Here is a 10,013-nt window from a genome sequence, read left to right on the forward strand (position 1 = left end):
AAATTAAAACCGCCGGTTCTACCGGCGGATACTTACTTTTAAAAGGTAAGAACTATATAATTAGCGCAATGATCGTGTTTAACGAAGTTGCCATTTTGAAAGCTAGCTAGTGCAAGTCAACCGCTACGGCTGACCGTTTCGCTTTCCAAGGGGCATGCTCTTCAGCTAACTTTTGCAGGAGTATATACTCCTGCAAAAGTGGATCTTCAGATCATGCTAATCCCTTAGGAGTCGAAACGGTCGCCTTCGCTATTCTTTTTTCTACAACGAATAATAGAGAAAGCATATGGGGTTTTATAAACCTTGTTAGTGATTTCCTATGTCATACCTGCACTTTCACAGGGATAACAACTCAAGTTGCCTGATCTGACAAATGTTGTAGCACATGTATAAAGCGAAGGCCGCCCACTTCAACTCCTGTGGGAATGGTTTGACCTGAAGATCCACTTTTTTGAGCGGGTTTTGCTCAAAAAAGTTAGCTGAAGGACAAACCCCACGGAAAGGGAAGTGGGCAGCCGGAGTGGTGATCAAGCAGTTGATATTATTTCATAATAAACACTAGAGGGAGCTTAAATCTGAGCATTTAGTGATAAGGACTGAGTGAATTTTGCTCAGTTTTCTTATGCATGTCTCATGGAGTGGGGAATTTCTATAAAACGTATTCCCACTCATCTTTTAGATGTAAATAAAGTAGTAATAACCATTCTTCGTTACTTTTGGTACTGTTTTGCATCTGATCTTCAATTTTTGGCAAGAGAATTTCACTGACTTTCGTTGTTAGCGTTCTTTTTTCTTGTATACCCATATGAAGAATTCGATGTACGTAGGTCTGTAAAAGTCGCCAATCCTTCTGATTAAATTGCTTCAAATGATAAGGTTCTAATTGTAAATCTTCTTTTCGAATTCCTTGTTGCTCGATATATTTTTCAAGTGGCGATTGTTTAAGTGACTTTTTCCGTCGTTCATGTACAACAATCGTCCCTGCTGTTATATCTCCTAACCGCTTATGTTTAGAATGAAAAAATATCATGATAATACCAACTAGATACGCACTTGGCATCATATCTATCAGTCGGACAAAGTTGCGAATGATACTCGAAAGAAAAGTAATATTATGTCCGTTTTCCTGAATAACACGGATACCTAACATTCTTTTGCCAATTGTTCGTCCTCCCCAGTAGTATTCAAGGAAAATGAAGTAAGCAAAGTGAAATAAATAGATAATGATGATGAGTATAACTAACAGAATACTATCAAGATGCCCTGAAAATAAATCACTGAAACTATTATTAAACGCTAGTATTAAAAGAAGGATCGTTAATAATTGTGTTAAAAAAATGAGTGTGTAGTCAATGATCTGGGCAGCAGCTCTCGATCCTAAACCAGCTAATTGAAATTGTAAGGAAACATATTCGGGTGTTTTTACTTGTAACTGTTCTTGTTCCATGTTTAACCTCTTTCCTGTCACTTTTTCAGAAGAACAGTAGCTTTCTATACTGTTCATTAAGCCTATTTTCCATTATAATAAAGTAAAATGCTAGAAAAAAAGGTGATTATATGCAATTAAATCAATTCATCAAACAGCATCGCCAAGACTGGGAACGGTTAGAAAGACTGATAAACCAATTACCAAAGCAAAAGTCCAGCAAGATTATCGAAGAGTTTCAACATACATACCAGAAAGTTTCTAGGCAATTATCTTATAGTCAGACATTTTTCCCAAATGAAGATGTAACAAATTACTTAAATGAACTAGTCGGAAAAGCACACAACATATTATACCAATCCCAGCATTCTTCATGGAAACAAGCCTATCATTTCTTTTCCAGCAAATTTGTAGGTTTATTACTGGAACAATGGAAGGCAATTATGATTGCCATGCTTTTGTTCTGTTTTGGTGGTATTGCGAGTTTTTTCGCTGTAGTCGAAAATCCAGCTCATTTATATGGTATCCTACCGGAAAATATGGCACAGTCATTTGATCCTGAATCGCTCGGCGAAGACCCGGCAGCTGTTGATGCACCTGTTATGTCGACAGAAATTATGATTAACAATATTCGGGTCGGTATTCTAGCCTTTGCCGGTGGCATCACATTCGGACTATTGACAGTATATGTATTAATTTATAACGGTATTATTGTTGGCGCAATTGCAGGACTATTTTTCAACTATAGCAATTCATATGTGTTTTGGGCTTATATTGTCCCACATGGCGTCATTGAGTTAGTTGCTATTTTTATAGCAGGTGGTGCAGGGCTTTTAATGGGATACAAATTGTTTGTACCTGGTAAGCATTCGAGAGGGTACCAGTTAAAGACCCAAACAATAAGGTCCGTTCAACTGATGCTAGGAACGATCCCGTTATTTGTAATCGCTGGTACCATCGAAGGATTTATCACTCCTGCTGATATTTCGTTAGAGATGAAATATGCTGTAGCAGTTACGACCGCTATTGGTCTGATTGCTTACATGATCATCGGTCATTTTCTTTTACGCAAAAGAGCTCTACAACAATCCACGGTTTAATGTCTCAATATAATGGGAAACAGAAGTGACTGCTAACCGTTCAGCAGGTGCTTCGAGCATGGGTAATCCATGCTTTTCCCATTTCCTCATCACTTGTTTTTGGTTGATGTACTGTTTTTGTGCCATGCTTTTTTCCATTGCCGCTATAGTGTCTTCTGGCTTCATCTTTATTTGTGCTTGTAATAGTCGATCTTCAATGCCTAGCATAACAAAAAGGTGTTTTTTTCTTATTTTTTTCATATAAAATAGTTGATAATCTTCATTCACAAATGTTTGCACATCACTGAAGAGCACAATCATACTACGTTTTCGTTGAATCGATTGGGCATGCTGGATAGCGAGCGCATAGTTGGATTCTTGTGCATCTACTTCTAGGGCATATATCGTTTGTAAAATGGTATCTAAATGTTCTAATCCCTTTCCACTAGGCACAACTGCTTTAATTTCTTTTGAGAAGGCGATCACAGATACTTGATCACCGTTTTGCAATGCTGCTGTTGCGAGCGTAATTGCCGCTTCAATTGATTTTTCCAACCGATTTCCTTCTTCTAACTCAACTCCCATCATGCGACCACAATCTAGTAAGATTGTAACACTTTTTCCATGCTCCGGTTCATATTCATTAGTCATCATCTCTTGTAATTTGGCAGATTGACGCCAATTTATTTTACGTGGGTCGTCGCCAACGACATAGCTCCTAACCTTTGAGAATTCCCCAACACCACTACGCACTTTTCGAATTTTGATGCCTTCGTGCAATAAATATTTCTGAGCACTTGCTAAATATTTTTTGGTCTCTGATAAATTAGGTATAACCTTTACTTCATTAGACAGGTGATAAGTAATTTGTTTTTCCCAAAGTCCCATTTTTGTTTTTAAACGTACATATAACGTATCAATTTGATATTTTCCTCTTATTTGAGGAAATATCTCATACGAAATAGCAACCGATTTTCCGCTTGGAAGCAACTGGTTGGTTGGAAAAATAGTTTGAAATGACTCAGGTATTCCATCTATTAACCGAACGGTATATGCGTCGTTTGTGCGATTGTGAAAATGAATGGTTACCATTTGTTTCGCATAACGCTCCATTTCGTCAGCCATTGTCCGAGCTACCTCTATGTCTTCTTTTTTAGGTAGTAGGAATGCATCTATGATTAATAGACTGATCATTAGTAGCGTGGCTATTCCTAGAAACAGCCACGAAAATTGCCAGATTGATAGAATGAACATAGCTAAGGTGAAAAGGGCGTAATAGGTAATCAGTTTGTATGTAGGAATGATCCCTTTATCTCGGAACAGCAACCGATCCCACAAGCTCTTGAATCGTTTCATCGATATCAGATCCCTCCAATTCTGCATATGGAGATAGTTGAACACGATGACGTAAACTAGGAATAGCTACTGTTTTGACGTCATCCGGTGTTATATAGTCACGTTCATCAAGGTAGGCCCAAGCTTGTGCTGTTTTTGCTATTGCGATCGCGGCACGAGTACTTGCTCCATATTGAATATGTTCCAGTTCACGTGTTTTACGAACAATTTTCGTAATATAATCAGCTATTTCGTTACTAATGTTTACTTCTTGAACTTTTTGTTGAATTTCTAGTAGTGAATCATTGGAGAACATCGCTTGAATCTCCAAGGGATTGGATTGTTTCTCGATTACCATTTGTAAGACCGAAATTTCTTCTTCCAAGCTAGGGAAGTCGACCTTGAGTTTAAAGTAGAAGCGATCTTGTTGTGCTTCAGGTAACGGGTACGTTCCTTCAAATTCAATAGGATTTTGTGTTGCGGCAACAAAAAAGAAATCTGGTAATCGATAAGTATCTCCTTGAATGGTAACTTGTTTTTCTTCCATTGCTTCCAATAGGGATGCTTGCGTTTTAGCAGGTGTCCGGTTGATTTCATCTGCTAGCAAAACATTTGTAAATATCGGGCCTTTTAAAGTTTGAAAGTCATGTTCTTTCATATTATAGATAGCACTTCCTGTGATATCACTCGGTAATAAATCAGGGGTGAACTGTACACGTTTGAAGTCACTATCAAGTAACTTAGCTAATGTTTTTACCATTTGTGTTTTACCTGTTCCCGGTACCCCTTCTATTAATACATGACCACCAGCTAAAGCAGCGGTTAATAATAATCGTAAATTTTTCTGTTGACCAAGAATATGTTGTTCATAGTTTTCTAATAATGACGAAATCTTTGAAGTCATCGTTACTCCACCTCTTCTCGTATTTTGTCTATTTTTGCAGACCAAGAAAGATACTCTTGTTTATTTAACGATTTGCTGGCTAAAATGGTTTCAATTCCTTGAGCAATATAATCTAATTCTTTGGTGGAAATAGCATCAGTTTTGCCTGCTAGCCCAGCTAATCTTTCCGTCCAATTTTGCTGATAAGGTATACCATATCTTTCTCGAATAACTTCTTTTAGATAGTCAAGCTGGTATTCGAGCGATGCGTAATAATTTTTACCTTTTGCTTGCCAAATTGCGATCGCTCTTAACCGTTCATTACTTAAACGGACTGTTTCTTCTCGAACAGGGTAAATCGGTCCGAAGCGTTTACCTTGATTCCATAGGATAAAAATCGCCATGATGATACCTTGAACCAATAATACATAAGCCCAGCCTGGATATAATTCAAAATGTGATACAAGGCCACCTGACTTCGTTAAACTATATTCATCAAAAATAACTGGTCCTGATTCTTCGAATGGGATCAGGTTAAATACTGCAGACGTGTGATCATGCTTGGTAATTTGATCATTTGTAAGCCAGGTTGGCTCTAAAAGTACAATTAAGGAGCCTTCGCCAATATGCCGTTCGATCGCAAGTGCACCAGCATCATCCTCTAGCAGCACTTTGTCTTCTTCGTTTGCCACCAAACGGACAAAGCTGTTTTGGAGCACTTCCAACTTTTCACCTTGATAATCAGCTTCTGTTGTTTCTGACTCTGATCCGGTTAATGCATATTCTGTTTTCAGGTTAAAGAGTCCATCCGGATTTTCTTTGGCGAGCACGATGGTATTACCCTGTCTTACATAATCGAGATAGTGATTTTCAGTTTGTTGATCTGTAAACACTGGTGGATTAACTAATACCCTTAATGTTTCTTTTGTCATCGTGGGAAGTGTTTCTTCTTGGGTAACATCATGCCCATTTTGTTCTAAATATGTATAAAGCGCCTTAAGTCCAGTTGGGGATGGCGACTCGACCAGATAAGGCGGATACTCTTCTGGTGTATTACTAGTCGAGAATACACTGACTACGATAAGCAAAAGAAAAAATAAGATTCCAAAGATCCAGCTTCTTTTCTTTCCAAACATTATCGCTCACCTATTTCTTTTGGGTCTGATTGCTGCAAAATGGAATCAATCCATTTACTCGTTTCGGCCTTGAACTTTCGATAATCATCTTCCGTGATGGACTGTTCACCATAGGTGACTTTCTCGAATAATAAGGCTAAATTGTAAAAGTCTACTGCTAGTGTTTTATTGCTTCGCTTCAGTTCATCGTAATAGTCCCAATTGGTTTTCCACTGATTTGCTTGTAAAAAACCATATTCATCAAAGATTAACAACAACGCTAGAAATTGATGCCTTGTGGCACGGCGAAAATCAGCTTGTGTTTCAAATTCTTGGGCAGCGTGCAAATGTTCGTGATAGCTCCAAGCTAATTCATCATGCTTTACAAATGGCTGCTGATTGGATAGTTTTCTTTTTCTCACTGTGAACATGACCAAAGCGATCAAACCAAATATCACTACAGCTGAAACAATCAGTATAATGAGGATAATAATCAGGTTACCAGTTGTCGAAGAAGGTTCAAAGGAATCAAATAATAGAGTGAGAATGTCGCCGATCCAGTCTGATATACGATCCCATATTCTTTCTAAAAAACTACGATTATCCTCATAATAGACTTGATATTCTTGCTTACTTAAAATCTCGTTTAACTGATCTTGCTCCGTTTGAAAAGATGACATTGCCGATCTCCTTTACGATTCTTCTGTCACTTCGTATTCTTTAATCATTTCCTGTAAGTCGGTACCTTCTTGTCTAACAGTAGCGTCAAAATACATAACAGCATAACCAACGGTAAACACGATTGAAGATATTAAGGAAATGATGTTGGTTAATAAATGTGCTAATACACTGTTTCCTAAAAAGATAAGTGGTAGTTGTAATATCCCACTAATAATGGTTGTAATAATCAGAAGCACAATAAATAAGCCAAAGAATTTCCATGTTTGTTTCTTTGTCAGGCGCCAACTCTTCGATAATCCTGGTGCGACGTTGTCAAAGAGTACAGCGGGTAAGTATAAGCTCCACTTTGTTAAGAGTAAACCTACACCTATAAAGATACCTAAAGAAGAAAGCATCACAAACCCAAAAGTCAAAATAGGGTGTATGAGCGAGAGAAAAACACTTATAAAACCAATTACAAAAAAACAAGGTAAGAGTATACCAAATGTGATAAGACCAAAAAGCATGGTGCTTCCCAGAAGCGGCCCATATCGTGGCAACGTTTTACTGATCATTTCTTTCGCAAATATGTCTTTCCCTTCTCTGGCGTTTTTGACTGCCCAAGTAACGGCACCTGCAAGAACTGGGATGGCAAAAACCATTAGCAAATCTACGAACATGGAAATAAAGTCTTCTTGTAGGGTGGTGTTGACAACAGAGTCAGCACCTGTAAGCAGTTGATCAACCAGACCTTGCCCTGGGTCACCGCTAATAATAAAATCACGTCCGCTTAACGTTAAAATAAATGCTTGCAGCGCAAACAACGGTACCATTACTAAGAAGGTAATAGTAAATAAAGATTTAAAATTGGATTTGATAATACGAAATGTTTGATCTAAAATTTCGCCAAATCCTAATGGTTTCGTTATGTTGTCTTTCATTTCCAGTTATTCCTCCCTATATGTAATCATACATAGCCTATTTTAACATGATTTCCAATTGATGGGGGATATTTTAGAAAGGATTTGTAAAAAATAGGAGGATGAACCAATGTCATCCCCCTAAATCTTTAAGCTGCTTCCTTATTTGCTTGTTCTGTTTGTGTTTTTGTTTTTAAGAATAATGATAAGCAGAGACCGATAATCGATAAGATCGTTGCGATCCAGAAAGCGGTATTGTAACCACTGATTGCTGCATTACTAGCAATTTGGTTCATTGCTTCTGCTTCTGATAAACCTTCTAATGCTGCTTGGTCTGGCTGATAGTTGGTTGCGGTAGAAGTCATGACGGTAATCAATATCGCCGTTCCAATGGAAGCAGAAACTTGCTGCATCGTATTTGCCATTGCTGTCCCGTGTGGATGCCATTCTGGTGGTAGCTGGTTTAACCCTGCTGTCATGACAGGCATCATCACTAATGAAAGACCAAACATACGAATGGCATAGATCGTAACAAGGAAGCTATAGGCTGTATCCATTTCTAGACTCGTAAATAAGAAAGTCGTAATTGTTACAATGGTCATCCCAATTGCTGCTAACCATTTCGCGCCAAACTTATCAAATAACATACCGGTTATAGGAGACATAACTCCCATTACAATTGCACCTGGGAATAGCATTAGTCCAGATTCTAAAGCGGTAAAACCTCTTGTGTTTTGCATGTATAAAGGCAACATGGTTTCAGCTCCAATGAGTGCCATCAGTACAATCATTGTAATGATTAAGGACAAGGAGAAAATCGAGTATTTAAATACACGAAATTCAAGCATTGGATGTTTTAATTTCATTTGACGGATAATAAACAAGGTAATGATTATTGCACCAGCTATAATAATTGCTACCGCTTGACCGTTAATTTGAGCACTGGCTTCACCACCGCCATGACCGCCACTGATGCTACTAAATCCATATAACAGACCACCGAATCCAAATGATGATAACAGAATTGAAAGAATATCAATCTTTGGATAGGTTTGTTCTGTTACATTTTTAACAAATATCGTAGCGATGATAATGGCAATAATTACGATTGGTAATACGACATAAAATAATCCTCTCCAAGAGAAATATTCGAGTAACCAACCAGAAAGTGTTGGTCCGATTGCAGGTGCAAAGGAAATTACAATCCCAGCCATCCCCATTGCAGCTCCACGTTTCTCTGGTGGGAATATTTTCAACATAACCGTCATCATTAGCGGTAACATGATACCAGATCCGGCAGCCTGAATGACCCTCGCTACTAATAGTAATTCAAATGCATGAGAAATCGATGCAATAAATGTACCTAATGCAAAGATACTCAAAGCGGTTATGAATAACTGTCTAGTCGTAAATCGTTCAATTAAGAAAGCCGATATTGGTATCATGACACCATTGGTTAATAAGAAGGCAGTAGTTAACCATTGTACTTGGTTTTCTGCAATGCCAAAATCCTCCATAATGCTTGGTAATGCAGTTGCTAGTAGAGTTTCATTTAATATCCCTACGAAAGCACCAACGAGCATTACAGCGACGATGGGTATCCTTTTTACTTCTGTTGGATTTATTTCTTGATTCATTTAATTACCCCCTTGTTTGCACAAACGCTCTAGTCTTAATACGTCTGTATGAATCGTTTCTTCGCCTTTTAAATAGTGTAGTGATACTTCAGCGGTAATAGAATATGGTGAATGGTTATCGATTTCCTGTTCTATCTTTTTCACTACTTCTAAGAGTTTATCTCGATTAGGAAGCTTTTTTTGCTTAATAGCTGCTTTTAAATCTTTTAACACAATTTCAAATGTCTCGTTTTGCGTTTCGTGTAAAAAAGGATCCATGTCATGAAGGTTGTTAACAATGCTGTCGATGTGATGACATATCCAATTACTTAATTGTTGGACGTCAAATTGGGTTTGTTGGATAAACATATATAACAAATACTCTTTCAGCATACCTTCTAAAATGACAACCATATCGGTAAGAAATGGTTTTATTTTTTCTCCATAACACAGATAGAATATCTCTTTATGTTTCTGTGTTAGCGTAACATGAAGCTCATCCATTTTTTTATTTATTTGTGGATCCTTTTTTGGTTGAAACTCATTCAACATCACATGTATAAAAGGCTGGTGTTCCATCCATGCTGTCATCTCGTGTTGTATATACGCAGCTAAATTGCGATTTGTTTCATCTATTTGATGGGTACTGTTAATAATTTTGCTGTGATGTTCATCAATCATTTCCAGCATTAACTCCCGTTTAGAAGAAAAATAATTATAGAAACCGCCTTTAGAAATACCTGCCTTTTGTGCTATTTGCTGGACAGATGTTTCATTAAACCCATGATCTGAGAACAGTATTAAAGCTGTATTCATGATGTGCTGTTTAGTATCCAATTGATCACCTTCTGACTAAATGGTCACCATAATGACTTTTCGGTCACGAAAGCTATTGTATTAAATATCAAGTCTAGTGTCAACGTATAAAAATTAAATTTACAGTAAGTATCCGCCGGTAGAACCGGCGGTTTTAATTTCG

Annotated in this window: 9 protein-coding genes; 1 reads left to right on the top strand and 8 read right to left on the bottom strand. The window is 37.6% G+C overall.

Annotated elements, in window-relative coordinates; translation table 11 throughout:
* Positions 1–649: 649 nt before the first annotated feature.
* Positions 650–1,447: an RDD family protein gene (locus GH715_RS20200; protein ID WP_153837086.1), complete on the bottom strand. Its 798-nt coding sequence runs from the start codon at positions 1,445–1,447 to the stop codon at positions 650–652.
* Positions 1,448–1,557: 110 nt separating this feature from the next.
* Here GH715_RS20200 and GH715_RS20205 point away from each other — a divergent pair, with 110 nt between their 5' ends.
* The gene (locus tag GH715_RS20205) at positions 1,558–2,526 is read left to right on the top strand and encodes a stage II sporulation protein M (protein WP_153837085.1); all 969 of its coding nucleotides are present in this window, start codon (positions 1,558–1,560) and stop codon (positions 2,524–2,526) included.
* On the opposite strand, the gene GH715_RS20210 is transcribed toward GH715_RS20205, so the two are convergent.
* The 7 genes from GH715_RS20210 to GH715_RS20240 form a co-directional block, all read right to left on the bottom strand.
* Entirely contained in the window at positions 2,506–3,861 is a 1,356-nt protein-coding gene (locus GH715_RS20210) for a DUF58 domain-containing protein (RefSeq protein WP_324187006.1), read from the bottom strand. The genes GH715_RS20205 and GH715_RS20210 overlap by 21 nt on opposite strands.
* Complete coding sequence (locus tag GH715_RS20215; protein ID WP_153837084.1) at positions 3,815–4,744, bottom strand: AAA family ATPase; 930 nt, start codon at positions 4,742–4,744, stop codon at positions 3,815–3,817. Before GH715_RS20215 ends, GH715_RS20210 begins: the two co-directional genes overlap by 47 nt.
* Before the next feature lie 2 nt (positions 4,745–4,746).
* Positions 4,747–5,811, bottom strand: coding sequence for a DUF4350 domain-containing protein (locus GH715_RS20220; RefSeq protein WP_163578798.1), 1,065 nt, complete (start codon positions 5,809–5,811; stop codon positions 4,747–4,749).
* A gap of 47 nt (positions 5,812–5,858) precedes the next feature.
* Positions 5,859–6,518, bottom strand: a complete 660-nt coding sequence (locus GH715_RS20225) for a DUF4129 domain-containing protein (protein WP_153837082.1) — start codon at positions 6,516–6,518, stop codon at positions 5,859–5,861.
* 12 nt (positions 6,519–6,530) lie between these two features.
* Positions 6,531–7,439, bottom strand: coding sequence for a DUF7847 domain-containing protein (locus GH715_RS20230; RefSeq protein ID WP_153837081.1), 909 nt, complete (start codon positions 7,437–7,439; stop codon positions 6,531–6,533).
* A gap of 128 nt (positions 7,440–7,567) precedes the next feature.
* Positions 7,568–9,055: an MDR family MFS transporter gene (locus tag GH715_RS20235; RefSeq protein ID WP_153837080.1), complete on the bottom strand. Its 1,488-nt coding sequence runs from the start codon at positions 9,053–9,055 to the stop codon at positions 7,568–7,570.
* Positions 9,056–9,871, bottom strand: coding sequence for a TetR/AcrR family transcriptional regulator (locus GH715_RS20240; RefSeq protein ID WP_153837079.1), 816 nt, complete (start codon positions 9,869–9,871; stop codon positions 9,056–9,058).
* Between the last annotated feature and the right edge of the window lie 142 nt (positions 9,872–10,013).

Origin of the sequence: Gracilibacillus thailandensis (genome assembly GCF_010994055.1) — a bacterium.
Lineage (GTDB): Bacteria > Bacillota > Bacilli > Bacillales > Amphibacillaceae > Gracilibacillus > Gracilibacillus lacisalsi.

Bases quoted from the DNA above. Each gene is read 5' to 3' on its own strand.
- GH715_RS20225 (WP_153837082.1), bottom strand. From the start codon at position 6,518: ATGTCATCTTTTCAAACGGAGCAAGATCAGTTAAACGAGATTTTAAGT.
- GH715_RS20200 (WP_153837086.1), bottom strand. From the start codon at position 1,447: ATGGAACAAGAACAGTTACAAGTAAAAACACCCGAATATGTTTCCTTA.
- GH715_RS20205 (WP_153837085.1), top strand. From the start codon at position 1,558: ATGCAATTAAATCAATTCATCAAACAGCATCGCCAAGACTGGGAACGG.
- GH715_RS20230 (WP_153837081.1), bottom strand. From the start codon at position 7,439: ATGAAAGACAACATAACGAAACCATTAGGATTTGGCGAAATTTTAGAT.
- GH715_RS20210 (WP_324187006.1), bottom strand. From the start codon at position 3,861: ATGAAACGATTCAAGAGCTTGTGGGATCGGTTGCTGTTCCGAGATAAA.
- GH715_RS20215 (WP_153837084.1), bottom strand. From the start codon at position 4,744: ATGACTTCAAAGATTTCGTCATTATTAGAAAACTATGAACAACATATT.
- GH715_RS20235 (WP_153837080.1), bottom strand. From the start codon at position 9,055: ATGAATCAAGAAATAAATCCAACAGAAGTAAAAAGGATACCCATCGTC.